The sequence below is a fragment of the Actinoplanes sp. NPDC049599 genome (assembly GCF_044465625.1).
Lineage (GTDB): Bacteria > Actinomycetota > Actinomycetes > Mycobacteriales > Micromonosporaceae > Actinoplanes.
Genome location: NZ_JBITLX010000009.1, coordinates 22,013 through 47,227, shown reverse-complemented (window position 1 = coordinate 47,227; position 25,215 = coordinate 22,013). Strand labels below are relative to the sequence as shown.

Here is a 25,215-nt window from a genome sequence, read left to right as displayed (position 1 = left end):
TATGAGTCGCCTGAGCAACCTCGTTCCCGCCGGCGTCCGGCTCCCCCGCCGGGTCACCCAGCTCTTCGCGGGCCTGGTCCTCTACGGGCTGAGCATGGCCTTCATGGTGGAGAGCAGCCTCGGGCTCAACCCGTGGGACGTCTTCCACCAGGGTGTGTCGAAGGCCACCGGGATCAGCTTCGGCTGGGTGGTGCTGCTGACCGGCGTACCGGTGCTGGCGCTCTGGATCCCGCTGCGCCAACGCCCCGGCTTCGGCACGATCGCCAACCTGGTGGTGATCGGCTTCGTGGCCGACGGCGCGCTGGCCCTGCTCGCCCCGGGCGAGTCGATGGCGATGCGGATCACCTACCTGGTGGTGGGGATCGCCCTGAACGGGGTCGCGACGGCGATGTACATCGGGGCCCGGTTCGGCCCGGGCCCCCGGGACGGCCTGATGACCGGAATCGTGCGCCGCTGGCCGCGGCTGTCGATCCGGCTGGTCCGGACGAGCATCGAGGTGCTGGTGTTGGGGATCGGCTTCCTGCTGGGCGGCACGATCGGCTTCGGGACGGTGGCGTACGCGCTGGGAATCGGTCCGCTGGTGCAGCTCTTCATGCCGGCGTTCGCGGTGCCGGAGGACGGCTCGGCTGAGCCGGGCACTGCGGTGGTGCAGGCGGGAAGTCAGCAGCTGGCGCCGGCTGCGGCGGGCTGAGCCGTCGGATGCAACTCGGGTCCGGGGATCGAACGGCCCGCGGACCGCAGGCTGAGTGGTCCGCAGACCGGGCGGGCCGTGGTGCCGGGCGGTCCGTGCGGTCGTCGCGGCGAGGGCCACGTGGTCCTCGGGTCGGGTGATCGGCCGGCGGGGTGGTGCCGGGAGCCGGTCTCGCGAAGCGGGCGAAATGTCCGGGCGGGCGGACACAGCTTGGTGATCATCCCGACACATTTGCTTTCCGGTTCGGCGGGGGCACGGCATCATGGCGACATGGGGGCTGGCGATTGGCATTGGAACGACGCTTGGATCTTCGTGTCCGCGGTCATCGCCGAACGCCTGGAGCGCGACCGGGCCCTGCACGCGGCGCTTCCGGTCACCGGCGCGAGCCTGGCCGACGTGCTGGCCGCGGCCGACTTCCTGCACCACAGCGTGCCCAGCCGGGCCGAGCTGGAGGATTCCGTGCGCCGCCTGGCCGGGGCCGGTCTGCTCACGGTGGACGATGACCTGGTCGAGGTCGCGCCGGCCGGCGAGCAGCTGTGGCGCACCCGGCCGTTCAGCGGCCTGTCCTCCGCCGTGGTGACCCTGCAGACCCAGCTGAACCGCGCGGCCACCCCGGGCGAGTCCGACTGGAAGCTGGACGAGCGCACCTACAACGCGGCTGTCCGCGAATACTCCCTGCGCCTCGCCGACGGCCGCTGACCGCAGCCGCGGACAACGGCCGCCGCGGACAACGGCCGCCGGCTGCCGGTTGACAAGATCGGGTCAGCGGACCGGGTTGCCCGCCGCTCGCAGGCTTTCCTTGACCTCGCCGATCGTCAGCTCTCCGAAGTGGAACACGCTCGCCGCCAGCACCGCGTCGGCGCCCGCCGCCACCGCCGGCGGGAAGTGGGCCACCGCGCCGGCGCCGCCGCTGGCGATCACCGGGATCGTGACCACCGCGCGCACCGCCGCGATCAGGCCCAGGTCGAAGCCGGCCTTGGTGCCGTCCGCGTCCATCGAGTTGAGCAGGATCTCGCCGGCGCCCAGCTCGGCCACCCGGCGGGCCCACTCGACCGCGTCCAGGCCGGCGCTCTTGCGGCCGCCGTGGGTGGTGACCTCCCAGCCGCTCGGGTGCTCCGGCGTCGGGCCCGACGGCAGCCGCCGCACGTCGAGCGAGAGCACCAGCACCTGGTTGCCGAAGCGGTCGGCGATCTCGGCGATCAGCTCCGGGCGGGTGATCGCCGCGGTGTTGACGCCGACCTTGTCCGCGCCGGCCCGCAGCAGGGTGTCGACGTTGTCGACCGAGCGGACTCCGCCGCCCACGGTCAGCGGGATGAAAACCGACTCGGCGGTGCGCCGGACCACGTCGAGCATGGTGCCGCGGTCGTCGGACGAGGCGGTGACGTCGAGGAAGGTCAGCTCGTCGGCCCCGGCGGCGTCGTAGGCCGCGGCCAGCTCGACCGGGTCGCCCGCGTCGCGCAGGTCGACGAAGTTGACTCCCTTGACCACCCGCCCCGCGTCCACGTCGAGACAGGGAATCACCCGCACCGCCACCGTCATGCCGCAACCCTATCGAGCGGGCCGGCGGCCGGTGCGCGAGTATCCACAGGGCGGCCGGGTCGCAGCGCCCCGAGCAGCACACCACCGACCACGAGCACGCCGCCGGCCACGTCCGTCAGGTGCACCGGCTCGCCCAGCACCAGGGCCGCCGACGCGATGCCGAAGACCGGCACCAGCATCGAGAACGGGGCGACCGTTGTGGCGCCGTACCGTCGGATCAGCGCGCCCCACGCGCCGAAGCCGGCCAGCGTCGCGACCAGCGCGACGAAAATCAGCACGCCGGCCGCGGCCGGGTCGATCGCGCGGAGCGCGGCCAGGTCCGCGGCCGGTCCCTCGACAAGCAGCGAGAGTACGGCCAGCGGCGCCGCCGCCACCGCACTCACCCAGACCATGAACCGCAGCATGTCCGTCGGCGCCGCCCGCCGGGTAGCCACATTGGACAGCCCCCAGGCCACCGCCGCGCCCAGGACCAGCCCGAACGCCCCGGCCGGCAGCCCGCCCCCGCCGAGCCGCACCGCGACCACGCCGATGCCGAGCGCCGCCACCGCCAGCCCGGCCAGCTGGCGACGACCGGGCCGTTCGCGCAGCAGCAGCACCGCGAAGACCATGGTGAACACCGCCTGGCTCTGCAGCACCAGCGAACTGAGCCCGGCCGGCATCCCGGCGGCCATGCCGGCGAAGAGCAGCGAGAACTTCGTCACGCCGAGGGCGAGCGCCACCGCGATCACCCACCGCCACCGGGCCGGCGGCCGACCCACGAACAGCACCGCGGGGAACGCCGCCAGCAGGAACCGCAGCGCCGAGAAGAGCAGCGGCGGGAAGTGGTCCAGCCCGATGTCGATCACGACGAAGTTGACGCCCCACACGGCGGCCACGGCCACGGCGAGCGCGATGTCACGCGGTTTCATCCGGTCAGCCTCGCCGCCACCAACGGTGAAGCACCAGCGAATAGTGCTACACCGAGGATGTAGCGTGACTACATGATTGATCTGGGCCGGCTCCGCGCCCTGCACGCCGTGGCCAGCTACGGAACGGTGCTGGCAGCCGGCGAGGCGCTGCACTGCACCCCGTCCGCGGTGTCCCAGCAGCTCGCCAAGCTGGAACGCGAGACCGGCGCCACCCTGATCGAGAAGGACGGCCGCCGGCTGCGGCTGACCGAGGCGGGCCGGGTGCTCGCCGGCCACGCCGAACGGGTGCTGTCGACGGTCGACGAGGCGGAGGCGGCCCTGGCGGCGCACCGCGACACGGTCATCGGCCGGCTGACCGTGGCGGCGTTCGCGACGGCGTGCCGGGCGCTGCTGCCGTACGCGTTGCACCGGCTGGCCACCGACCACCCGCAGCTGGCGACGGGCCTGGTGGAGGTCAACCCGCACGAGGGCCTGGAGGTGCTCCGGCGCGGCCATGTGGATCTCGCGGTGCTGGACGACTGGCCGGAGGTGGCGCTGCGCTACCCGCCGGGCATCACGCACGTGGAGATCGGCCGCGACGTGGCCGACCTCATCGTGCCGACCGGCCACCGCTTCGCGACGGGCCGCGAGGTGCGGCTGGCGCAGGCCGGCGACGAGCGGTGGATCTCGGCGAAATCCGGGGACATCTGCCACCAGTGGCTGCTGCGGGTGCTGCCGGGGGTCCGGCCGGACTTCCACGTGGGCGAGTTCGAGACGCAGCTGACGTTGATCGCGGCCGGGCTGGGGATTGCGATCATCCCGCGGCTGGCGCGACCGCCGCTGCCGGCGGGGGTGTGCGTGGTGCCGGTGCGGCCGGTGCCGACCCGGCGGGTGGTGCTGGCCTGGCGGGAGGCGTCGGCGGCGCGGCCGGCGGTGACGGCGGCCGTCGGGGCGCTGCGCGAGGCGTGGCGGCGCCAGGAGGTGGCACCGGCCGGCTGACCGGGGGCGGCCGGCTCACGGCCGACCGGACGCGGGCGGCACACGGCCGGACCCGGCGCGGGCGGCACACGGCGCGACCTCGCGCGGGCCGGTCGCGGACCGACCGGACCGCTGGGCCTCAGACCTCGACGATCCGGGGCCGGCCGCCCAGGTAAGCCTCGACCTCGACCTCCACCAGGTGCAACGGATCCAGCAGCCCGGCCACCACCACCAGCGTCGCCACCGGTCGCACCGCGGCGAACAGCGTGCCGTGCGCCCCCGCCACCGCGTCCGAGTACGCCGCGTCCGTCACGTACATCCGGGTGCGGATCACGTCCTCGAGCGCCGCGCCCGCCCCCGCGAGCGCGTCCAGCGCGATCCCGAACGCCGTCAGCGCCTGCGCCCGGGGATCGCCGATGCCCGTCACCGCGCCGTCCACCGTGGCCGTGCAGCCGGCGGTGAGCAGCAGGTCGCCGGCGCGGACCACGCGGGAGTAGCCGTACTTCGCCTCCCAGGGGCCGCCGGAGCCGTACCGCCGCACCGCCGGGGTGGTCATGCCTCGGCCAGCGCCGCGAGTGCCTCGGCCACCGTGAACGCGCCCGCGTAGAGCGCCTTGCCGGCGATCACGCCCTCCACCCCGATCGGCTCCAGCGCCGCCAGCGCGCGCAGGTCGTCCAGCTGGGACACGCCGCCGCTGGCGATCACCGGCTTGTCGGTGCGCGCGCAGACCTCCCGCAACAGGTCCAGGTTCGGCCCGCGCATGGTGCCGTCCTTGGTGATGTCGGTGACCACGTACCGGGCCGCGCCGGCCTTGTCGAGGCGCTCCAGGATCTCGAAGAGGTCGCCGCCGTCCCGGGTCCAGCCGCGGGCCGCGAGGGTGCGGCCGCGCACGTCGAGCCCGATCGCCACCCGGTCGCCGTACTCGCCGCAGATCCGGTCGCACCACTCCGGGTCCTCCAGCGCCGCCGTGCCGATGTTGACCCGGGCCGCGCCGGTCGCCAGGGCGGCCCGCAGCGACGCGTCGTCGCGGATGCCGCCGGAGAGCTCCACCTTCACGTCGAGCCGGCTGACCACCTCGGCGAGCAGCGGCGCGTTCGAGCCCCGGCCGAACGCGGCGTCGAGGTCGACCAGGTGGACCCACTCCGCGCCGTCGTTCTGCCACGCGAGCGCCGCCTCCAGCGGGTCGCCGTAGCTCGTCTCCGAGCCCGCGGCGCCCTGGACGAGGCGGACCGCCTGGCCGTCGGCGACGTCAACGGCGGGCAGCAGGGTGAGGGTCACGAGGTACTCCGATCGGAACAGCGGGACGGGTCAGGAACGGCGGCCGAGCACAACGACCACGAGGGCCGGCAGCACCAGGACGATCATGGCGATCAGCACCAGGCGCAGGGCGAGGTCCGGCACCAGGAACCACACCAGCAGCGCCACGATCAGCGGGATGACCGCGATGCCGGTGCGCTGGGTGCGGCTGCGTTTGTACAACACCCCGGAACTCGGGCGCCGCTTGGGTTTCAACGAGTTGACCACGGCGCGGCGCCGCTGCCGCCGGGCGGACCTGCGGGCCCGGGCGGCCTTCTCCTTCTCCAGCACGGCGAGCCGCTCGGCCCGCCGCTGGGCGCGTTCCTTGCTCACCGCAGACCCGACACCCAGTTGCTCAGCAGGGCGAAACCGGCGTCGGACGACTTCTCCGGGTGGAACTGGGCGGCCGAGAGCGCGCCGTGCTCCACCACCGCGGCGAACGGCTGGTCGTGCGCGGCGGTCGTGACCCGGGCGCCGACGGCCTCGAGCGCGCCCAGGTCGGACGCCGCGTACGAGTGGACGAAGTAGAACCGTGTCTCCGGCGCCAGCCCGGCGAGCAGCACCGACCCGGCCGGCACGGACACTGTGTTCCAGCCCATGTGCGGGATGCGCCGCGCGGCCAGCCGGGTCACCGCGCCCGGCAGCAGCCCGATGCCGCGGGTCTCCACGCCGTGCTCGACGCCGGATTCGAAGAGGATCTGCATGCCGACGCAGATGCCCAGCACCGGCTTGCCGGCCGCGACCCGGGCCGCGATGACCGGGCCGGCGCCGAGCTTCTCGATGCCGGCCATGCACGCCGCGTAGGCGCCGACCCCGGGGACGACCAGGCCGTCCGCGGCGGCCGCGGCGGCCAGGTCGTCGGTCACCGTCACGTCGGCACCGGTGCGCGCGACCGCCCGCTCGGCGGACCGCAGGTTGCCGGAGCCGTAGTCCAGGATCACCACGCTGCTCATCAGCTCTCCCCCGGGATCAGCCAGAGCACGCCGCCGGCCAGCGAGAGCAGGGCCAGCACGGCGACCAGCCCGATGCTGAACCTGGTGGCGCCCTGCCGGGACAGCGAGATCACCCCGCCGACCAGCATGCCGCCGAGCCCGAGCAGCAGGATCGGGACGACGCTGCTCACAGCACGCCCTTGGTCGACGGCAGCGCGCCGGCGTTGCGCGGGTCGATCTCCACGGCCTCGCGCAGCGCCCGGGAGAAGGCCTTGAACTGCGTCTCCACCACGTGGTGGGCGTCCGCCTTGCCGCCGTCGCGGGCCGCGCGCAGCACGCTGACGTGCAGCGTGACCTTCGCGGCGTGACCGAACGACTCGAAGATGTGCCGGGTCATGCTGGTCGGGTAGACCGGCCCGATGTACGGCGCCAGCTCCGGCTCCTCGTGCACGACATAGGGCCGCCCGGAGAGGTCCACGGCCGCCCGGACCAGCACCTCGTCCATCGGGATCGTCGCGGCGCCGTACCGCCGGATGCCGGCCTTGTCGCCGAGCGCCCGCGCGAACGCCTCGCCCAACGCGATCGCCGTGTCCTCCATGGTGTGGTGCGCGTCGATCTCGAGGTCGCCCTCGGTGCGCACGGTCAGGTCGAAGCCGCCGTGCTTGGCGAGCTGGTTGAGCATGTGGTCGTAGAACCCCACGCCGGTCGCCAGGTCGCCCTTGCCGGTGCCGTCGAGATCGATCTCGACGAGCACCTTGGTCTCGTTGGTGACGCGCTCGATGCGCGCGGTGCGAGTCACGACAGTGCTCCCAGGAAAGCGTCGGTTTCGGATTCCGTGCCCGCGGTCACGCGCAGCCAGCCGGCCAGGCCGACGTCGCGCACGAGCACACCGCGGTCGAGCAGGCGCTGCCAGGCCGCGTGCTGGTCGCCGCCGACCTCGAACAGCACGAAGTTGGCGTCGCTGTCGGCGACCCGGACGCCCCGGGCGCGCAGCGTGCCGACGATGCGGTCGCGCTGCTCCTTGATCGCGTCGACGGTGACGAGCAGCGCCGCGCGGTGCGCCAGGGCGGCGCGCGCGGCCGCCTGGGTCAGCGCCGACAGGTGGTACGGCAGCCGGACCAGCTGGACGGCGTCGACCACGGCCGGGTCGGCGGCGAGGTAACCGAGCCGCCCCCCGGCGAAGCCGAACGCCTTGCTCATCGTGCGGGTGACGACGAGCCGCGGGTGCTGCGGCAGCGAGGCGAGCGCGCTGGGCGTGCCCGGGCGGGCGAATTCCGCGTACGCCTCGTCGACGACGACCATGCCCGGCGCCGCCGCCAGCACCGCCGCCACCACCGACGGGTCGAGGGCGGTGCCGGTCGGGTTGTTGGGTGAGCACAGGAAGACCAGGTCGGGCGCGTGCTGGGCGATCTGCGCCACCGCCGACTCCGGGCTGAGACCGAAGTCGGGGTCGCGCAGCGCGCCGATCCAGCGGGTGCCGGTGCCGGCCGCGAGCAGCGGGTGCATCGAATACGACGGCCCGAAGCCCAGCGCCGTCCGGCCCGGGCCGGCGAACGCCTGGAGCAGCTGCTGCTGAACCTCGTTGGAGCCGTTGGCCGCCCACACGTTCGGCATGCGCAGCCCGTGGCCGAGATAACCGGCCAGGTCGGTGCGCAGCGCGACCGCGTCCCGGTCCGGGTAGCGGTTGAGGTCGCGCAGCTCGGCCTGCACGGCCTTGCCGATCGCCTCGACCACGACCTCGGGCACGGGGTACGAATTCTCGTTGGTGTTCAACCGCACCGCGACATCCAGCTGCGGCGCGCCATAGGGCGTCCTGCCCCGCAGATCGTCGCGGATCGGCAGGTCGTCGAGCGTGGTCACGTAGTGCCCACCTTTCGCATGCCCTGCTGGCCCTCAGCGGCGCGGCCGTTTCCGGCCGCCGGCGAGCGAGCTTCGGTGCAGGCGGTCATGCGGTGCCCACCTTTCGCATGCCCTTCTGGCCCTCAGCGGCACGGCCGTTTCCGGCCGCCGGCGAGCGAGCTTCGGTGCAGGCGGTCATGCGGTGAACCTCGCCGTCACGGCCTGACCGTGCGCCGGCAGGTCCTCGGCGTTGGCCAGCGCCACCACGTGCGGCGCCACGTCGCGCAGCGCCGCCTCGTCGTATTCGACCACGTGGATGCCGCGCAGGAACGACTGCACGGACAGCCCCGAGGAGTGCCGGGCGCAGCCGGCGGTCGGCAGCACGTGGTTGGAGCCGGCGGCATAGTCGCCGAGCGAGACCGGCGAGTACGGCCCGACGAAGATCGCGCCCGCGTTGCGCACCCGCATGGCCCACCCGCGCGCGTCCCGGGTCTGGATCTCCAGGTGCTCGGCCGCGTACGCGTCCACCACCCGCAGGCCCTGCTCGAGGTCGTCGACCAGCACGATGCCGGACTGCCGGCCGCCCAGCGCCTCGCGCACCCGGGCCTCGTGCTTGGTGGCGGGCACCTGCACGGCGAGCTGCGCCTCGACCGCATCGGCCAGCGCCGGCGAGTCGGTGACCAGCACGCTCGCGGCGACCGGGTCGTGCTCGGCCTGGCTGATCAGGTCGGCCGCCACGTGCGCGGGCGACGCGGTGTCGTCGGCCAGGATGGCGATCTCGGTGGGGCCGGCCTCGGCGTCGATGCCGACGGTGCCCTGCAGCAGGCGCTTGGCGGCGGTGACCCAGATGTTGCCCGGGCCGGTGATCACGTCGACCGGCTCGCACCGGTCGCCGGGCTCCACGCCGTCGCTGCCGTAGCCCAGCATCGCGACCGCCTGGGCGCCGCCGACCCCGTAGACCTCCGTCACGCCGAGCAGCGCGCATGCGGCGAGCACCCGGGCGTCGGGCAGGCCGTCGTTCTCCGCCTGCGGCGGGCTGGCCACCACCAGCGAGTCGACGCCCGCCACCTGGGCGGGCACCACGTTCATCACCACGGTGGACGGGTAGACCGCCAGGCCGCCGGGGACGTAGAGGCCGACCCGCTCGACCGGGACGTGCCGCTCGGTGACGCTGCCGCCGGGCACCACCTGGGTGGTGATGTCGGTGCGCCGCTGGTCGCCGTGCACCTTGCGGGCCCGCTCGATGGCCACCAGCAGCGCCGCCCGCACGTCCGGGTCGAGCTGCTCGGCCGCGGCGGTGATCGCCGCCGCGGGCACCCGCAGGCGCTCGAGCACCACGCCGTCGAACCGCTCGGTCGCCTCCTTGATCGCGGAGAAACCATGCTCGCGGACCGCCGCCACGACGGGACGAATCTTCTCGACGGCCGCGGAGACGTCGAGCTGGGCACGGGGCAGCAGACCGCGGGGGTCCCGACGGGAGCCGCGCAGGTCGATCCGGTTCAGCACGGGTCAAGTCTAGGCGGCGCCCCCGACAGCCTTCCGCCGCCATTCCAGGCACTGAGAAGGTGGCCTTTGCCGCTTTTACGCCACGAGTAAATGAAGATCACCGGGACGGGGCGCGCGCGGACAGCGACCGGGCCGATACGCTCGCACCGTGGGCGCGATTATCCCGGTCTTCCCGCTGGGCACGGTGCTCTTCCCCGGCCTGGTCCTGCCCCTGCACATCTTCGAGGAGCGCTACCGCACGCTCGTGCGCGACCTGGTCGCCACGACGACCGACGAGCCGCACGAGTTCGGTGTGGTGACTCTGCGGTACGGCTGGGAGGTGGCTGCCCCGGACGGCGACGCCGAACGCCCCGCCGACGAGGAGCCGATCACCGTCGAACAGCTCTACGGCGTCGGCTGCACCGCCGAGCTGCGGCAGGTCACCGAGCTGCCGGACGGGCGCTTCGACATCGTCACGGTCGGCCGGCGCCGCTTCCGGGTGCTGGCGATCGCGGCCGACACCCAGCCGTACGTGACGGCCGAGGTGGAGTGGCTGCCCGACGAGGAGGCCGGCGACCCGGTGCCGGCGCTGCTGGCCCCGCGGGTGCTGGCCGCCTTCCGCACCTACCTGGATCTGCTGCGGCCCGACTCCGAGGTGCTCGACCAGGTGCCCGACGACCCGACCGTGCTGTCCCACCTGGTGGCGGCGACCGCGCAGCTCACCACCGAGGAACGGCAGGAGCTGCTGGCGTCGCCCGACACGGCCAGCCGGCTGCGCACCGAGCTGCGGCTGCTCAACCGCGAGGCGGGTCTGCTGGCCAAGGTGCGGGCGGTACCGGTGCCGCTGTCGGATCTGGCCCGGCCGGTGAGCCCGAACTGAAGCCGGCGCCGTCCAGGTCGTGGCCGTAGCCGGGCTTCGCGCCGGGCAGGTCCAGGTCGGGGTCGTTGGACCAGCCGGCCAGCAGCGTGGTGACGATCACCGCGGCGAAGGCGATCACCAGCAGCGCGCCGTGGGCGTGCAGGTCCGGCGGCCGGTCGTAGGTCTGCCCCGCGGTTGAGCTGTCCTGCCAGTCGTTCCAGGAGCTGAGCCCGACCAGCCGGCCCACCTCCCACATCACCGCCGCGCAGGCGAGCCCGCCGAGGGCCACGCCCAGCAGCAGGCCGGGGCCGCGGTCGCGGCGCAGCACCAGCCAGATCAGCACGGCGGCGAGCAGCCCGAAGACGAAGCCGATCAGCGTGAACCAGCCGTCCGCCGCGATGTACTCCTCCGGCGACGGGTCGTTGACCACGATGCCGTTCTGCCCGGCGTTGATCACCGGGACCGTGGGCGCGAGCCAGGTCCAGAGCAGGCCGAGCGGGGCGCCGGCGGCGGCCAGCGCGGCCGTGATCAACGCGGTGACGAGAGCGGTGCGGCGCAACGGCCGGCGCAGCGGGCGCCGCGGCGACCAGTCCACGACCTCGGCAGGCTCGCCGTACGGGTAGGCCGGCGGCGGCTCGTACAGCGGGGCCTGCGGCGGGCCCGGCTCCTGGCTGGGGTTCACTCCCCGATCCTGCCAGGTGCGGCTGTGCGCCCGGCGCCGAGCATCAGAGCACCGCCGACGGACCGAGGATCATCTTCAGGTCGGCGCGCAGCGCGGGCGTCGGCGCGACCCGCACCGCGCCCAGCCGGAAGATCGTGGTGCGGCTGCCGTTCTGCAGGTGGACGTGCACCTCGGCGTCGCCCGGGTGGCTGACCAGGATCTCCTTGAGCTCGTCGACCAGCGGCGGGGTGCACCGGGTGATCGGCATGGTCAGGGTGATCGGTTTGCTGTCCGGGTTGTGGGTCACGTCCGGCATCGACATGTCCATCGCCATGATCCGCGGGGTGTCGTCGCGGCGGTCCACCCGGCCCTTGACGATGACGATGGCGTCCTCGGCGATGTACTGGCCGATCACCTCGTAGGTGTTCGGGAAGAACAGCGCCTCGACCCCGCCGGCCAGGTCCTCCAGGGTGGCCGAGGCCCAGGCCCGGCCCTGCTTGGTGATCCGCCGCTGCACCCCGGTGAGGATGCCGGCCAGCGTGACGACCTGACCGTCCGGCACCGAGCCCTCCTCGTTGAGCGCGGCGATGGTGGTGTCGGCCGAGTTGTGCAGCAGCTGCTCCAGGCCGGCCAGCGGGTGGTCGGAGACGTAGAGGCCGAGCATCTCGCGCTCGAAGGCCAGCTTGTCGCGCTTGTCCCACTCGCTGTCGCCGATCGTGGGCATCGCCACGGTGGCCGCGCTGCCCGCGCCGGAGTCCTCGCCGAACGACGCGAACAGGTCGAACTGCCCGGCCGCCTCGTTCTTCTTGACGTCCGCGTACGCGTCGATCGCCTCGGCGTGCACGGCCAGCAGGCCCTTGCGGGTGTGCCCCATCGAGTCGAAGGCGCCGGCCTTGATCAGCGATTCCACCGTCTTCTTGTTGCAGGCGACCGCGTCCACCTTGGACAGGAACTCGTAGAAGTCGCCGTAGTCGCCCTTGTCCTTGCGGCAGCGCACGATGGCCTCGACGACGTTGGTGCCGACGTTGCGGACCGCCGCCAGGCCGAACCGGATGTTCTTGCCGACCGGGGTGAACGGGCCGGCGGACTGGTTGACGTCCGGCGGCAGCACCTGGATGCCCATGCGCCGGCAGTCCGCCAGGTACATCGCCATCTTGTCCTTGTCGTCGCCGACGCTGGTGAGCAGCCCGGCCATGTACTCGGCCGGGTAGTTCGCCTTGAGGTAGCCGGTCCAGTAGGAGACCAGGCCGTAGCCGGCGGTGTGCGCCTTGTTGAAGGCGTAGTCGGCGAACGGGACCAGCACGTCCCAGAGGGCCTTGATCGCGGCGTCGGAGTAGTTGCGCTCCTTCATGCCGTCGCGGAACGGCACGTACTCCTTGTCGAGGACCTCTTTCTTCTTCTTGCCCATGGCCCGGCGCAGCAGGTCGGCCTGGCCCAGCGAGTAGCCGGCCAGCTTCTGCGCGGCGCGCTGCACCTGCTCCTGGTAGACGATCAGCCCGTACGTCGGGCCGAGGATCTCCTCGAGCGGCTCCTCCAGCTCGGGGTGGATCGGGGTGATCTCCTGGAGCTTGTTCTTGCGCAGCGCGTAGTTGGTGTGCGAGTCGGCGCCCATCGGGCCGGGCCGGTAGAGCGCCAGCACGGCGGAGATGTCCTCGAAGTTGTCCGGCTTCATCAGCCGCAGCAGCGAGCGCATCGGCCCGCCGTCGAGCTGGAACACGCCCAGCGTGTCGCCGCGGGCCAGCAGATCGTAGGTCGGCTTGTCGTCCAGCGGCAGCGCCAGCAGGTCGATCTTCTTGCCGTGGTTGAGCTCGATGTTCTTGACCGCGTCGTCGATGATCGTCAGGTTGCGCAGGCCCAGGAAGTCCATCTTGAGCAGGCCGAGCGTCTCGCAGGTCGGGTAGTCGAACTGCGTGATGATCGCGCCGTCGGCGGGGCGGCGCATCAGCGGGATGTGGTCGATGATCGGCTCGGCGCTCATGATCACGCCGGCCGCGTGCACGCCGGTCTGGCGGATCAGGCCCTCGATGCCCCGGGCGGTGTCGATGACCTTCTTGACGTCCGGGTCGGTGTCGTACAGCGTGCGCATCTCGCCGGCCTCGCCGTACCGCTTGTGGTCCTTGTCGAAGATGCCGGAGAGCGGGATGTCCTTGCCCATCACGGCCGGCGGCATGGCCTTGGTGATCCGGTCGCCCACCGCGTACGGATATCCGAGCACCCGGGCCGAGTCCTTGATCGCGGCCTTGGCCTTGATCGTGCCGAAGGTCGCGATCTGGGCGACCTTGTCCTCGCCCCAGCGGTCGGTCACGTAGCGGATGACCTCGCCGCGCCGGCGCTCGTCGAAGTCGATGTCGACGTCGGGCATGGAGACGCGCTCGGGGTTGAGGAACCGCTCGAAGATCAGCCCGTGCGGCAGCGGATCCAGGTCGGTGATGCCCATCGCGTACGCGATCAGCGAGCCGGCCGCCGAGCCGCGGCCCGGACCGACCGCGATGCCGTTGCGCTTGGACCACTGGATGAAGTCGGCGACCACCAGGAAGTAGGACGGGAAGCCCATCTGGATGATGATGCCGAGCTCGTATTCCGCCTGCTTGAGGTGCGTCTCCGGGATGCCGTCCGGGAAGCGCGCGTGCAGGCCCTCGAACGCCTCGTGCCGGAACCAGGACTCCTCGGTGTGCCCGTCCGGCACCGGGAAGCGGGGCATCAGGTTCTTGAAGGTGAACATGCCGTCGGTGTCCACCCGCTCGGCCACCAGCAGGGTGTTGCGGCAGCCCTCCAGCCAGGCCTCGGAGGAGTCCACGGCGCGCATCTGGTCGGCGGACTTGACGAAGTAGCCGGCGCCGTCGAAGCGGAACCGGTTGGGGTCGGCGACGTTGCTGCCGGTCTGCACGCACAGCAGCACGTCGTGCGCCTCGGCCTGCGACTCGTGGGTGTAGTGCGAGTCGTTGGTGACCAGCGGCGGGATGTTGAGCTTGCGGCCGATCTCGAGCAGGCCGTCGCGGACCCGCTTCTCGATCGACAGGCCGTGGTCCATGATCTCGAGGAAGTAGTTCTCCCGGCCGAGCGCCTCCTGGTATGCCGCCGCGGACTTCAGCGCCTCGTCGAACTGGCCCAGCCGCAGCCGGGTCTGCACGGCGCCGGACGGGCAGCCGGTGGTGCCCATGATGCCCTCGGCGTGCTCCGCGATGATGTCGAAGTCCATCCGCGGGTACTTGCCCATCTGGCCCTCGATGGAGGCCCGCGAGTTGAGCCGGAAGAGGTTCTTCAGCCCGACGGCGTTGGCCGCCCACAGGGTCATGTGGGTGTACGAGCCGTTGCCGGCGATGTCGTCGCTCTTCTGCTCCGGGCGGCCCCACTTGATCCGGGTCTTGGTCAGCCGCGACTCGGGTGCCACGTACGCCTCGACGCCGATCACCGGGGTGACGCCGGCGGCCGTGGCCTGCTTGTAGAAGTCGTACGCCCCGTGCATGTTGCCGTGGTCGGTGATCGCCGCGGCCGGCATGCCGAGCCGGTTGGCCTCGGCCAGCAGATCCTTGACCCGGGCGGCGCCGTCGAGCATCGAATACTCGGTGTGCACGTGGAGGTGCACGAACGAGTCAGACACCCAGGGCCCCCTTTTGCCGCGGCGATTACGGACTCGCCGAGCCTAGTCCGGAGGGGCCTCCGGCGGCACCGCTGACACCCGTCCTATTCGGCGAATGGCTCGATCATCACAGCCGCGGCGCGCAGCCACGCCTGCCGCGTCTCCGGCTGCAACACGCTGTACTCGATCGATGACCCGACCTCGAGCGCCGGGTCGTACGGCACCACCGCGACGGCCCGGGTGCGGGTGGCGAAATGCTTGGCGAGGTCGTCGAGCAACGGCAGCTTGCCGGGCGACGGGCAGGAGATCAGCGTGACCGCGTTGGCGACCAGATCCTCCATGCCGGTCTCGTTGAGCACGTCCAGCATCCAGTCCGCGGTGAAGGCGGCGTCCTCGCGCGGCACCGTGGTGATCACCAGCTGGTCGGCGCTGCGCATCACGGTCTGCCAGTTGACGCTCTCGACGTTGTTGCCGGTGTCCACGCAGATCACGTCGTGGGTGCGGCGCAGCAGGTCCATCACCCGGCGCACGGTGCCCTGGTCGAGCCGCTGGGCGAAGCGCGGGTTCTCCTCGCCGGCCAGCACGTCGTACGAGCCGTCGGAGGCGTGCCGCAGGAAGTCGTCCAGGTGCGACAGCATCTGCTCGCCGTGCATGTTCTCGATCTCGAGCAGCTCGCTGACCAGGTGCCGGATCGTCCGGGCGTGCCGCGCGCTGCCGGCCCGCAGGCCCAGCGTGCCGCGCAGCTCGTTGTCGTCCCAGGCCAGCACGCCCCGGCCGCGCACGCTGCCGATGGTGGCCGCGGCCAGCACGGTCGCGGTGGTCTTGTGCACGCCGCCCTTGGGGTTGGCGAACGCCAGCACCCGCGGCTTGCCGAGCTTGCGGCGCAGCACCGAGACCGCGCGGTCCTCCTGCTCGGGCCGGGCCTGGCGCCATTCGATCCGGGCCGCGGCCGGCGAGGTCGGCGCGGGCGCGCTGGTCGCGGGCCGGGTGGGTGGCGGCGCGGGGGCCACCGGCGGCGGCAGCACCGACGCCGAGCCGACCGACGCGGCGCCCCGGTTCTGCGGCGGCGCCAGGTCGGACGGGACCCGGCCGATCGACGACGGCACGGAACGGGTGGCCGGGTTGAAGAAGCTGTGCGGCTCCTCGACGGCGGGCCGGGCCTGGAAGCCCTCGCCGATCCGGGACTGCCGGCGGGCCTCGGCGAGCGGGTTGACCGGACGCGGGTCGAGCGGGCGCGGCTCGTGCAGGCGCTGCTCCTGCCGCGGGTCCGCCGGGCGCGGCTCCGGCGGCGCCGGCTCGGACTGGCCCAGCCGCTCGCCCAGGCTGGCCCGGCCGGGGCGCCGGTCGAGCGGGTTCAGCGGCGGGGCGGCCGGTCGGCGCTCCGGCGGCCGGTCGTAGCCCCGGGCGGGGTCGCTCTGCCGGGGGTCGAGCGGGTTGAACGGCCGGCCGGGACGGGCGGGCAGCGGTGGGCCGCCCGCCGTGCGGCGGGCCTCGACCTCCGGATCCTCGCGCTCGCTGTCGGCGGACTCGTCGGCCGCCCGGGTGCCGTGCCGGGCACGGTCGAGCAGCGCCCGCCAACGCGGGGCTGGTTCCGCAGGCCGGCCCCAGCCGGTCTCGGTCCCATCCACGGCTCGTCCTCCCAGCGACTACTCGATGTGCCGGACCCGGGGCCCCACGGGCCTCGTCGTCCTGGACAGGCTACGGACGCCAACCCTATTCAGGCCACACCCGGAGCCCGCAAATGCCCGGCGGTCTTGATCACTCATCGGCACAAACCTCGTGCACGTGCACCTACCCGTACGCATGCCCGATTCCGGCCACCGGTGAAGTCAACGCCCGGGAGCGTCGCGAGATGCTCCCGGAGCCGCCGACGGCAGGTCGGAGCCCGGGCTTCCGGGTGCGGTACTGGGTACGGCAGCGCTCTCCTGGACTGCCGGCGCAGAAGGACCGGGTCCCCCTGCGGGACCGTCGGGTGAGGCAGAAGTCACAGCCGCCCCGGTCGATGAGGGTAGTGGCGCGAGCCGTGCCGGGGCAACACTGCGCGACTGCGAAGGCACAGCGGGCACATCGCGCTCCTGGTCCTCGGGGACCGTGGTGATCTGCTCGGGCAGCACCGGCCGGAACTCCGTGCGCTCCAGGCTGCGGACCTCGGGCGCGGGGTCGACCACCCGGACCTCGGCCCGGTCGGCCAGCTGGTCCAGCACGGCCGGCGCGGCCCGCACCACGGCACCGAAGACGCAGGCGCAGTGCGCCCGGTAGGCGGCGGCCTCCTGGGCGGCGATCTGCGCGGCGCTGTCGTACGCCCGGCGCAGCCTGATCTCGTTGACGCCGTCACCCCGCAGCTCGTTACCGAGCTTGCGATAGTCGGCCTGCTCCTGGTCACGGGCCAGCGCGGCGTTGAGCATCCCGGCGACCACGTCCTGCGGCATCCGGTAGATCGGGAACTTGACCACCTGGGTGCGTACCCCCGGCAGCGGGGCCCGGGCGTAGACCTCGGCCACCGCGACGCCGTCGAGCGCGGCCTGGAGTCTGTCCGGCGCGAGATAGGCGGCGAGGCTGACCAGCGCCCAGGTCTCCCCCGCCGTCGGCGAGCCGGTGGCGGGCAGCAGCGCGGCGAGCTCGCCGCGGCTGGACCGCAGGTAGCCGGAGACGGACTGGCCCTCGACCACGCCGACCCGGACCAGGTCGCCGGCCGGGTGCACCGCCTCGGGGCCGTGATCGGCCGACCAGACGACGGTGACCAGCAGCGCGGTGGCCGCCGCCAGGACCAGCCCGCTCATGATCTTCAGACGGGACGGGGCCGTGCCGATGCGCGACACGCCATGGGTCAGCGGCGGCATCATCCGGTCCCCGGGCCTCATCGAGGTCGCCCCCTCAGACGGCGGTCATCAGCTCGCGTCGCGGAGCACGTCCAGCGCGTGCCCCAGATCGTCAGGGTAGTCGCTGACGAACCGGACCTCGTCCTGCGTACGGGGGTGGATGAAGCCGAGTTCCCGGGCATGCAGCCACTGCCGGCCCAGCTTGAGCCGGGCGGACAGGGTCGGGTCGGCGCCGTAGGTGACGTCGCCGACGCACGGGTGCCGCATCGCCGAGAAGTGCACCCGGATCTGGTGGGTGCGGCCGGTCTCCAGCTTCACGTCGACCAGGCTGGCCGAGCGGAACGCCTCGAGCGTGTCGTAGTGGGTGACACTCGGCTTGCCGCCGTTCATCACCGCATACCGGTAGTCGGCGGTCGGGTGCCGGTCGATCGGCGCGTCGATGGTGCCGCGCAGCGGGTCCAGGTGGCCCTGCACGACCGCGTGGTAGCGCTTGTCGACCTCGCGCTCCTTGAACGCCCGCTTCAGCGCGCTGTAGGCCGCCTCGCTCTTGGCCACCACCATCAGCCCGGTGGTGCCCACGTCCAGGCGGTGCACGACGCCCTGGCGCTCGGCGGCGCCGCTGGTCGCCACGTTCTGGCCCATCGCGGCCAGGCCGCCGATCACCGTCGGGCCGGTCCAGCCCGGGCTCGGGTGGGCGGCCACCCCGACCGGCTTGTCCACCACCACGATGTCGTCGTCGCTGTAGACGATCTTCATGCCGTGCACCGGGGTCGCCTCCAGCGTCGGCACGGACACCGGCGGCGGCAGCGTGACCTCCAGCCAGGAGCCGGCGGTCACCTTGTCGGACTTGGGCCGCGGGATGCCGTCGACCAGCGCGTCGCCGGACTCGACCAGGGTCGCGGCCGCGGTGCGGGACAGGCCGAAGATGCGCGACACGGCCTGGTCCAGACGCATGCCGTCCAGACCGTCCGGTACGGGCAGGGAGCGGGTCGTCATGCGGTCTTCTCAGCTTTCCTCGAGGCCCGGCTGCCGTCCCGCTGGCGCCCGGTGAGCTCCAGCAGCACGGCCAGGACCACGCCGACGGACAGGCAGCTGTCGGCGATGTTGAAGACCGCGAAGTACTCGGCGTACGGCCCGAACAGACTGATCATGTCGACGACATGACCCTGCAGCGGCCCGGGCGCCCGGAACAACCGGTCACCCAGGTTGCCGAGCGCGCCGCCGAGCACCAGCCCGAGGGCGATCGCCCACGGCACCGAGCGCAGCTTGCGGGCCAGGTACCCGATCCAGCAGATCACCACGAGGGTGACCAGCGGGAAGACCCAGGTGTAGCCGCTGCCCAGGCTGAACGCCGCCCCGCTGTTGCGCATCAGCGACAAATAGATCAGGCCGCCCAGGATGCGGACCGGCTCGCCCTCGGTCAGGCCCTTCGTGCTGAGCTCCTTGACGACCTGGTCGAGCACGACGGCGAGCAGGGCGGTGCCGGCGAGCACCGCCACGGCACGACGCGCGAACCCAGGGGACAGCCCCGGGCCGGACGCGGTTGTCGCCGTGCTGCCGCCCGGAGCCTCGTCGGCGTTCAGCGTCGTTCCTCCAACTGCTTACAGGACACACAGAGAGTCGCGACGGGGAACGCCGCCAGCCGCTCGACGGGGATGGCGTTGCCGCATCGCTCGCACCAACCGTAGTTGCCCGTCCCGAGCCGGTCGATGGCGCGTTCCACCTGTGTGATCCGGTCGAGCAGATTGTTCGCCAGAGTGATCTCCTGCTCACGCTCGCCGGTCTTGGTGCCGCGGTCACCCTCGTCGTCGCCGGCGGAGTCGGTGAGCCGGTCCCGCTGCAGCTCGGTGATCTCGCTGAGGGTCCGGTCGTACTCGGCCTGCAGTTCGTCGCGGCGCTCGACCAGCGCGACGCGGATCTTCTCGGTCTCCGCCGCGCTGCGCGCCTTGGCGGGCGCGGCCTTCGCGGTCGACGTGGACCTGGTCTCGGTTGCCTTGGCCATCGTCGCTCCCCTGAGCCGCGCTGCACGCGGCGAATCGGCGGTCTCTGCGGTCATCCGGAACAAGGTCGGCCACCCGTCCGGTGTCGGCACTTCCGGCCGCGCCCCCACGCGACTCGTGCACCGTCCCCCACGTGCACAAACGGCGCGGCCATGGATCGCCGCGCACTCCGGAGGTTGGCAAGGATACGGAACGTGAACGGCGGCGACAACACGGCGCACCGGCCCGGTCACTCCACAACCGGGACGAACCACCCGAACGTACGGTCGGATTCCCGACCTCCGACGGCTCAGCGCCGGTCGCGGCCGTCCTCGCCGAACCAGCGGGCCAGCCGGCCCCGCCGGCTGACCGCGCGCAGCCGGCGCTCGGCCTCGTCCCGGGCGGACGCGGTGGTCACGATCAACAACCCGTCCCCGGTACGCAGCCGGGTGTCCGGCCCCGGCACGAACCCCGCGCCGTCCCGCACCACCAGCGTGACCACCGCGCCGACCGGCAGCCGCAACTCGTCGATGTGTACCCCGGCCAGCCGCGACCCCGGCGCAACGTCCAGCTGCAGCAGGTCGGCGTGCATCTGCTCGAGCGGCGCGGTCTCCACGTGGATCTCCACCGCCTCGGCCGGCGCGGTGATCCGCAGCAGCCGGGCGACCGGCGCGAGCGTGCCGGCCTGCACCAGGGTGAAGATGATCACCAGCACGAAGACCGCGTCGAAGAGCCGCTCGGCGCCGGGCGTGCCGGCCGACAGCGGGATGGTGGCCAGCACGATCGGCACGGCCCCGCGCAGCCCCGCCCAGGACAGGAACGCCCGGCCGGGCCAGCCCAGCTCGCGGGCGCTGCGGCTGGCCAGCGCGGAGAACCAGACCGACAGCGGCCGGGCCAGCAGCACCAGCGCGAACCCGACGACCAGCGCCGGCACCAGCGCGTCGCCCAGCCGCCCCGGCGACGCCAGCAGCCCGAGCAGCACGAACAGCCCGATCTGCGCGACCCAGGCGAGCGCGTCGGCAAACCCGAGGATCGCCTGGCGGTGCGGCAGCCGGGCGTTGCCGATCACCACACCGGCGACGTAGACCGCGAGGAAGCCGGACGCGTGGGTGACCGCGCCGGCCGCGTACGCCAGGAAGGTCAGCCCGACGGCCGCGATCGGGTACAGACCGGCCGACGGCAGCGCGGCGTTGCGCAGCAGCCAGCGCCCGATCGCCCCGACGGCGTACCCGATGGCGGCGCCCGCGGCCAGCTCGTAGCCGACCATCAGCAGCTCGTACCACCAGGGGTGGATCATCCCGCCCGCGGCCGAGAGCAGCACGACCAGCAGCACCACCGGGGCGTCGTTCATGCCGGACTCGGCCTCGAGCGTGGCGACCAGCCGGGGTGGCAGCCGCAGCACCCGCAGGGTGGCGAAGACGGCGGCGGCGTCGGTGGAGGAGAGCACCGCGCCGTAGAGCAGGGCCAGCCGCCATTCGACGTTGAGCACGTAGTGCACGACCACCCCGACCACCGCGATGCTCACCGCCACCCCGAGGGTGGCCAGGGTGGCGGACAACCCCAGCACCGGCCGCAACGTGCTCCAGCGGGCGGTCAGCCCACCCTCGGCGATGATCATGATCAGGGCGCAGAACCCGAGGGTACGGGTGAGCTCGGCGTCATCGAAGCGGATGCCGAACCCGCCCTCGCCGATGATCACGCCGATGAGCAGGTAGACGAGCAGGCTGGGCAGCCCGAGCCTGGTGGAGAGCCGAACCGCACCCACGGCGACCAGCAGCACGGCGGCGCCGATGAGCAGCCCGAGATCAAGCCCCCCGGTCACGACCCCGCCACCCTCTCGCGGCCATCGGCGGCCATCGGCGCCCCGCCCTTGTGGGGGTTGCCGGCGCGGCCGCCGGCATCGCCCGGCGGGCGTGGTCCGGTGCTCTCGGTCATGGCCTGCCGTCACGCAGGGCGGCGAGCCGCTCCTCGACGTCACCGGGCACGGTGAAGACCTTGTCGCGGCTGGTGGCGCCGACCTTGAGCACCACCTCGCGAGCCTTGACCCCGAGCGCGGCGGCGAGCGCCTGCCGGACCGCCTCGGTGGCCTTGCCGTCGACCGCGGGCGCACCGACGGCGACGATCAGCGCGGGCCCGTGCGGCCCCTCGTAGCAGCCGCCCACCCGGGTGCGCCCGGCCCCCGGCCGGACCCGCACCGCCACGGACCGCGCCGTGTCATCGGCGCCGGCCGGCGCGGCGGAACCGCCGGGTCGGGTGGCCGGATCGGGAGAGGGGACACGCCGCTTGGCCATGCCTCATTGTGCCGATCATCAACGGGCCATCGAATCGGGTGTTCTGTCAATGACGCTGAGTGATCGGAGGATCCGCCCGGTCACGAGCCGTCGTCGCAGCTCAGAACCCCGATCATCGCCCAGGACGGCCGCCGGCCGGCGCTCCCGGCCGCAACACCGCGTCAGCGGCGCCGGATGGTCATCCCCGATACCCAGATGAGGCAAAGCGACTATCACCGCCGAACGCCGCCACCGCGGACAATCCAGCATCAACACACCGGACCATGAGGAGGAGGACAGCCGGCCGCGCGCGCCCCGGGCCGCGCCGGGCGAAGCGGTAAACGCGGCCCGCAACCGGATCGGCGCGGGGCCAAAGCGGGTCAGCGCGGGGCCAAGAACGGTCAGCGCGGGGCGACCCCGGGTCGGCGCAGGCGACCCCGGGTCGGCGCAGGGCCAACCCAGGTCGGCGCGGGTTTTGCCGTCGGTCAGTGCCGGGCGGCGGCGGCGACCAGCCGGTCCACCGGGCGGCACAGGCCGCACGGGCTGAAGCCCAGCTCGACCGCCTCCGCCACCGGCAGTCCCTCGGTCACGCGTCCCATCAGGTGCGAGCAGTCGGCCAGGTGGTAGCGGGGCCGGCCGTCCACGACCAGGACCTCCGCGTCGAGGCGGGCCACCCGGACCGCGTCCGCCGGGCGGACCGACTGTGGGAGCGGCTCGTCGTCGGGGTCGTCCGGGTCCGGCTCGTCGAACTCCTCGCCGGCGCCGGCCGCGGCAGCGTCGGCCGGGCCGGTGACCGGCGCGGACTCGGCGGGGACCGGCTCGCGGCGCCAGGACTGGTCGTCCGCACGGGCCTCGCCGATCACCGTCGCCGCCTGGTCGTAGTCGGCCTCCGCCGCTGATTCCGGGCTGGCTGGGCCGGCCGCCTGACCCGAGGAAGTCCGGCCGGCCGCAGCGTCGTCGTAGAGATCAGCGTCGGGTTGCACCCGCTGGGTCGCGTCCGGACCCGTCAGGTATTCCTCCGTGTCCCGGCGGCCCGCGGCGTAACCGTCGGGCTCGGCGTACTCCTCCTCGCCGGCCAGGGGGGCGTCGCGCAGGGCGGGCTCCCGCTCCGGGTAGGAGTCGTCCGCGTTGGCCGGGCGGCGCATCGGGCCGGGGCCCGCGTCCGCGGCGCCCGGGAGCGTCGCGGCGCGCCGGGCGGCCGAGGCCTGGCGGGCGCCGATGACCAGGGCCACCGCGGCCAGCAGGCTGGTGACGATGGAGCTGATCAACAGGAAGCTCGACCCGCCCACGAGGCCGAGCACGAGCAGCGTGACCGCGACGAGGATGAGCAGCAGACTAAAAACGATCATGGCTCATCCCCGCCGCAGTGGGACCGCGCCGCAAGCCGAGGCTCAGCGGCCGGTCTCGATGGAGTTGGCGCGGCTGCCGCCGTACGAGCCGGCGAGGCCCGCGGCCGCGAGGCCACCCGAGCCGCCGACCGAACGGTTGGCGTCGGCGCGGGTCATCTCGGCCTCCAGGCCCTGGCCACGACCGTCGAGGTCACGCAGCTGGCTCTCGAGGTACGCCTTGAGCCGGGTGCGGTACTCCCGCTCGAACTGCTTCAGCTCCTCGATGTGCTTCTGCAGCGCGGACCGCTTGGCGTCCAGGCCGCCCATGGCCTCCTGGTGCCGCTGACGCGCGTCGCGCTCCAGGGCGTCCGCCTTGGCGCGGGCCTCGCGGGTGACCTCCTCCGCCTTGGACCGGGCGTCGGAGAGAAGCTTGTCGGCCTCGCGCCGGGCGTCCGACACGTGGTCGTCGGCGGTGCGCTGGGCCATCATCAGCACGCGCAGGGCCTGCTGCTCGCCGTCGGCGCCCGTGGGCGCGCCGGCGCCGGCGCCGACCGGGCCCTGGGCCCGGACCTGCTCCAGCTCGGCCTGCATCTGCCGGGCAGCCTGCTCAGCGGCAGACTTGTCGCGCTGCACCCGGTCGAGCTGGGCCTTCATGTCGTTGAGCTCCGCCGCCATCCGCGGGTCGGCGCCCGGGCCGGCTGGTGCGCCACCCCGACCGCCGCGCTCCACCTGGGCGCGCAGCTCGTTGTTCTCCTCGATCAGACGGGCGAGTTCGCGCTCGACCTCGTCCAGGAAGGCGTCGACCTCCTCCTCGTCATACCCCCGCTTGCCGATAGGGGGTTTCTTGAAGGCGACGTTGTGCACGTCCGCCGGGGTCAGCGGCATCGAAACTCCTCGGGTCAGTTGCGGCCGCGTGGGGCGCAATCGATCAGGCGGGCGCTCTCACGCCGACGCCATGATCAGACGCGCTAACACGAAGTTCAAAAGCACGAACAGGATAACCAGCAGGACCAGGGACGCCAGGTCCAAACTCACGGTACCAATTCGAAGCGGTGGGATCACACGCCTCAACGCCTTGAGGGGTGGATCAGTGACGCTCCACACCGATTCCAATGCCGCGGACGCCCCTCGGCCAGGCTGCCACCGACGCCCGTACTGCAGCACCGCACCCAGGACGAACCGGGCCAGCAGGGTCAGAAAGAACACATAGAGCAGCAGATAGATGATCTGAAACACGATCGACAGCACGTCAGGCGGGTCCCTCGTTAGGGTCAACTCTGGTTGAAGAAACCGCCCTCAGCGATCTTGGCCTTGTCCTCTGCCGTGACCTGGACGTTGGCCGGTGAGAGCAGGAATACCCGGTTGGTCACGCGCTCGATCGTACCGCGCAGCCCGAACGCCAGTCCGGCGGCGAAGTCAACCAGTCGGCGGGCGTCCCCCTCATCCATCTCGGTGAGATTGATGATGACCGGTACGCCGTCGCGGAAATGCTCACCGATCGTGCGCGCCTCGCGGTAGGTGGTCGGGTGCAGGGTGGTGATCTGGTACCGCTGGTCCTCCTCGACGACCCGCTGGTGCACCTGCGTCTGCGGCGCCAGGGCGAGGTTGTCGCGGGTGGAGTAGCCCGACGACTCGGCGACCGGCGCCGGCGGCCGGGTGATCGAGCGGACGCTCGCCCGCTCCTGGCGCTCCGGCCGGTCGTGGTCGTCCCGCTCGAGGTCGAGGCGGGCGGCGGCGCGCTCCAGGCGGCCGCTGCGTTCCTGACGGGCCCGTGGCAGCGCGGGCGCCTCCTCGACGTCGTCCTCCTCGTCGGCGAACTCGTCGGCATAGCGGTAACCGGAATCGCGGTCCCGGTCACGATCGCGGTCCCGGTCACGCTCCCGGTACCCACCACCGTCGCGGTAGCGGTCGTCGTACTGGTCGTCCTCTTCCACCAGGCCGAGCCACACGCCGGCCTTACGCAGTGCGCTCATGATCCCACCCGACCCTGCTCGGCGCCGAACCGCTCGTCCATGCCCCCACCTCCGTCCAGTGTGCGGCCCGCGCCCCCTCGGCGTGCCGCGTCCCCCCTT

At 72.8% G+C, this 25,215-nt stretch carries 27 protein-coding genes; 4 read left to right on the top strand and 23 right to left on the bottom strand.

Translation table 11 applies throughout. The annotated features are described in order from the left end of the window. Nucleotide 1: 1 nt before the first annotated feature. Both ACIBQZ_RS18340 and ACIBQZ_RS18335 read left to right on the top strand, forming a co-directional pair. Entirely contained in the window at nucleotides 2–691 is a 690-nt protein-coding gene (locus tag ACIBQZ_RS18340; protein ID WP_396089890.1) for a YitT family protein, read from the top strand. 270 nt (nucleotides 692–961) lie between these two features. Continuing rightward, entirely contained in the window at nucleotides 962–1,390 is a 429-nt protein-coding gene (locus ACIBQZ_RS18335) for a hypothetical protein (protein ID WP_396089889.1), read from the top strand. A gap of 63 nt (nucleotides 1,391–1,453) precedes the next feature. Here the strand turns inward: ACIBQZ_RS18335 and hisF are convergent, their stop codons facing one another. Both hisF and ACIBQZ_RS18325 read right to left on the bottom strand, forming a co-directional pair. Further along, nucleotides 1,454–2,230 (bottom strand): imidazole glycerol phosphate synthase subunit HisF, encoded by a 777-nt coding sequence (gene hisF / locus ACIBQZ_RS18330; protein WP_396089888.1) that lies wholly within the window; start codon nucleotides 2,228–2,230, stop codon nucleotides 1,454–1,456. Beyond that, complete coding sequence (locus ACIBQZ_RS18325; protein WP_396089887.1) at nucleotides 2,227–3,138, bottom strand: EamA family transporter; 912 nt, start codon at nucleotides 3,136–3,138, stop codon at nucleotides 2,227–2,229. Before ACIBQZ_RS18325 ends, hisF begins: the two co-directional genes overlap by 4 nt. 72 nt (nucleotides 3,139–3,210) lie before the next feature. Between ACIBQZ_RS18325 and ACIBQZ_RS18320 the strand changes: the two genes are divergently transcribed. Then, a complete protein-coding gene (locus ACIBQZ_RS18320; protein WP_396089886.1) occupies nucleotides 3,211–4,116 on the top strand; it encodes a LysR substrate-binding domain-containing protein in 906 nt (301 codons plus the stop codon). Nucleotides 4,117–4,234: 118 nt separating this feature from the next. Here ACIBQZ_RS18320 and ACIBQZ_RS18315 read toward each other — a convergent pair whose 3' ends face one another. The 8 genes from ACIBQZ_RS18315 to hisD form a co-directional block, all read right to left on the bottom strand. Further along, the gene (locus ACIBQZ_RS18315) at nucleotides 4,235–4,651 is read right to left on the bottom strand and encodes a Rid family hydrolase (protein ID WP_396089885.1); all 417 of its coding nucleotides are present in this window, start codon (nucleotides 4,649–4,651) and stop codon (nucleotides 4,235–4,237) included. Further along, nucleotides 4,648–5,373, bottom strand: a complete 726-nt coding sequence (priA, locus tag ACIBQZ_RS18310; RefSeq protein ID WP_396089884.1) for a bifunctional 1-(5-phosphoribosyl)-5-((5-phosphoribosylamino)methylideneamino)imidazole-4-carboxamide isomerase/phosphoribosylanthranilate isomerase PriA — start codon at nucleotides 5,371–5,373, stop codon at nucleotides 4,648–4,650. The genes ACIBQZ_RS18315 and priA overlap by 4 nt, the downstream gene beginning before the upstream one ends. A gap of 30 nt (nucleotides 5,374–5,403) precedes the next feature. After that, nucleotides 5,404–5,724, bottom strand: a complete 321-nt coding sequence (locus tag ACIBQZ_RS18305) for a hypothetical protein (protein WP_396089883.1) — start codon at nucleotides 5,722–5,724, stop codon at nucleotides 5,404–5,406. Next, entirely contained in the window at nucleotides 5,721–6,344 is a 624-nt protein-coding gene (gene hisH, locus ACIBQZ_RS18300) for an imidazole glycerol phosphate synthase subunit HisH (RefSeq protein ID WP_396089881.1), read from the bottom strand. The genes ACIBQZ_RS18305 and hisH overlap by 4 nt, the downstream gene beginning before the upstream one ends. After that, nucleotides 6,344–6,514 carry a hypothetical protein gene (locus tag ACIBQZ_RS18295; RefSeq protein ID WP_396089879.1) on the bottom strand — a complete coding sequence of 57 codons (171 nt, stop codon included), beginning with the start codon at nucleotides 6,512–6,514 and terminating at the stop codon, nucleotides 6,344–6,346. The genes hisH and ACIBQZ_RS18295 overlap by 1 nt, the downstream gene beginning before the upstream one ends. Then, nucleotides 6,511–7,122 (bottom strand): imidazoleglycerol-phosphate dehydratase HisB, encoded by a 612-nt coding sequence (hisB, locus tag ACIBQZ_RS18290; protein ID WP_396089877.1) that lies wholly within the window; start codon nucleotides 7,120–7,122, stop codon nucleotides 6,511–6,513. Before hisB ends, ACIBQZ_RS18295 begins: the two co-directional genes overlap by 4 nt. Next, nucleotides 7,119–8,183, bottom strand: coding sequence for a histidinol-phosphate transaminase (locus tag ACIBQZ_RS18285; protein WP_396089876.1), 1,065 nt, complete (start codon nucleotides 8,181–8,183; stop codon nucleotides 7,119–7,121). The genes hisB and ACIBQZ_RS18285 overlap by 4 nt, the downstream gene beginning before the upstream one ends. A 174-nt stretch (nucleotides 8,184–8,357) precedes the next feature. Beyond that, nucleotides 8,358–9,668: a histidinol dehydrogenase gene (gene hisD / locus ACIBQZ_RS18280; RefSeq protein ID WP_396089874.1), complete on the bottom strand. Its 1,311-nt coding sequence runs from the start codon at nucleotides 9,666–9,668 to the stop codon at nucleotides 8,358–8,360. A gap of 148 nt (nucleotides 9,669–9,816) precedes the next feature. On the opposite strand from hisD, the gene ACIBQZ_RS18275 reads away from it, so the two are divergent. Further along, a complete protein-coding gene (locus tag ACIBQZ_RS18275; RefSeq protein WP_396089872.1) occupies nucleotides 9,817–10,527 on the top strand; it encodes an LON peptidase substrate-binding domain-containing protein in 711 nt (236 codons plus the stop codon). Here the strand turns inward: ACIBQZ_RS18275 and ACIBQZ_RS18270 are convergent. The 13 genes from ACIBQZ_RS18270 to ACIBQZ_RS18210 form a co-directional block, all read right to left on the bottom strand. Beyond that, nucleotides 10,442–11,188, bottom strand: coding sequence for a DUF2567 domain-containing protein (locus tag ACIBQZ_RS18270; protein WP_396089870.1), 747 nt, complete (start codon nucleotides 11,186–11,188; stop codon nucleotides 10,442–10,444). The genes ACIBQZ_RS18275 and ACIBQZ_RS18270 overlap by 86 nt on opposite strands. A gap of 43 nt (nucleotides 11,189–11,231) precedes the next feature. Then, complete coding sequence (gene dnaE, locus ACIBQZ_RS18265) at nucleotides 11,232–14,768, bottom strand: DNA polymerase III subunit alpha (RefSeq protein ID WP_396089868.1); 3,537 nt, start codon at nucleotides 14,766–14,768, stop codon at nucleotides 11,232–11,234. 83 nt (nucleotides 14,769–14,851) lie between these two features. After that, a complete protein-coding gene (locus ACIBQZ_RS18260) occupies nucleotides 14,852–16,375 on the bottom strand; it encodes a MinD/ParA family protein (RefSeq protein WP_396089866.1) in 1,524 nt (507 codons plus the stop codon). A gap of 201 nt (nucleotides 16,376–16,576) precedes the next feature. Next, nucleotides 16,577–17,608 carry a hypothetical protein gene (locus tag ACIBQZ_RS18255; RefSeq protein WP_396089864.1) on the bottom strand — a complete coding sequence of 344 codons (1,032 nt, stop codon included), beginning with the start codon at nucleotides 17,606–17,608 and terminating at the stop codon, nucleotides 16,577–16,579. Nucleotides 17,609–17,635: 27 nt separating this feature from the next. After that, complete coding sequence (locus ACIBQZ_RS18250; protein ID WP_396089862.1) at nucleotides 17,636–18,562, bottom strand: RluA family pseudouridine synthase; 927 nt, start codon at nucleotides 18,560–18,562, stop codon at nucleotides 17,636–17,638. Beyond that, entirely contained in the window at nucleotides 18,559–19,149 is a 591-nt protein-coding gene (gene lspA, locus ACIBQZ_RS18245; protein WP_396090089.1) for a signal peptidase II, read from the bottom strand. The genes ACIBQZ_RS18250 and lspA overlap by 4 nt, the downstream gene beginning before the upstream one ends. After that, nucleotides 19,146–19,568, bottom strand: coding sequence for a TraR/DksA family transcriptional regulator (locus tag ACIBQZ_RS18240; protein ID WP_396090088.1), 423 nt, complete (start codon nucleotides 19,566–19,568; stop codon nucleotides 19,146–19,148). The genes lspA and ACIBQZ_RS18240 overlap by 4 nt, the downstream gene beginning before the upstream one ends. Nucleotides 19,569–19,855: 287 nt before the next feature. Then, nucleotides 19,856–21,367, bottom strand: coding sequence for a potassium/proton antiporter (locus tag ACIBQZ_RS18235; protein WP_396089860.1), 1,512 nt, complete (start codon nucleotides 21,365–21,367; stop codon nucleotides 19,856–19,858). A gap of 109 nt (nucleotides 21,368–21,476) precedes the next feature. After that, on the bottom strand, nucleotides 21,477–21,836 hold the full coding sequence (locus ACIBQZ_RS18230; RefSeq protein WP_396089858.1) for a DUF167 domain-containing protein: 360 nt from the start codon (nucleotides 21,834–21,836) through the stop codon (nucleotides 21,477–21,479). 464 nt (nucleotides 21,837–22,300) lie between these two features. Further along, the gene (locus ACIBQZ_RS18225) at nucleotides 22,301–23,164 is read right to left on the bottom strand and encodes a hypothetical protein (RefSeq protein ID WP_396089856.1); all 864 of its coding nucleotides are present in this window, start codon (nucleotides 23,162–23,164) and stop codon (nucleotides 22,301–22,303) included. 42 nt (nucleotides 23,165–23,206) lie between these two features. Beyond that, nucleotides 23,207–24,028 carry a DivIVA domain-containing protein gene (locus ACIBQZ_RS18220; RefSeq protein ID WP_396089854.1) on the bottom strand — a complete coding sequence of 274 codons (822 nt, stop codon included), beginning with the start codon at nucleotides 24,026–24,028 and terminating at the stop codon, nucleotides 23,207–23,209. Nucleotides 24,029–24,085: 57 nt separating this feature from the next. Then, nucleotides 24,086–24,391: a YggT family protein gene (locus tag ACIBQZ_RS18215; RefSeq protein WP_396089853.1), complete on the bottom strand. Its 306-nt coding sequence runs from the start codon at nucleotides 24,389–24,391 to the stop codon at nucleotides 24,086–24,088. Nucleotides 24,392–24,414: 23 nt separating this feature from the next. After that, entirely contained in the window at nucleotides 24,415–25,116 is a 702-nt protein-coding gene (locus ACIBQZ_RS18210) for a cell division protein SepF (RefSeq protein WP_396089851.1), read from the bottom strand. Nucleotides 25,117–25,215 lie beyond the last annotated feature (99 nt).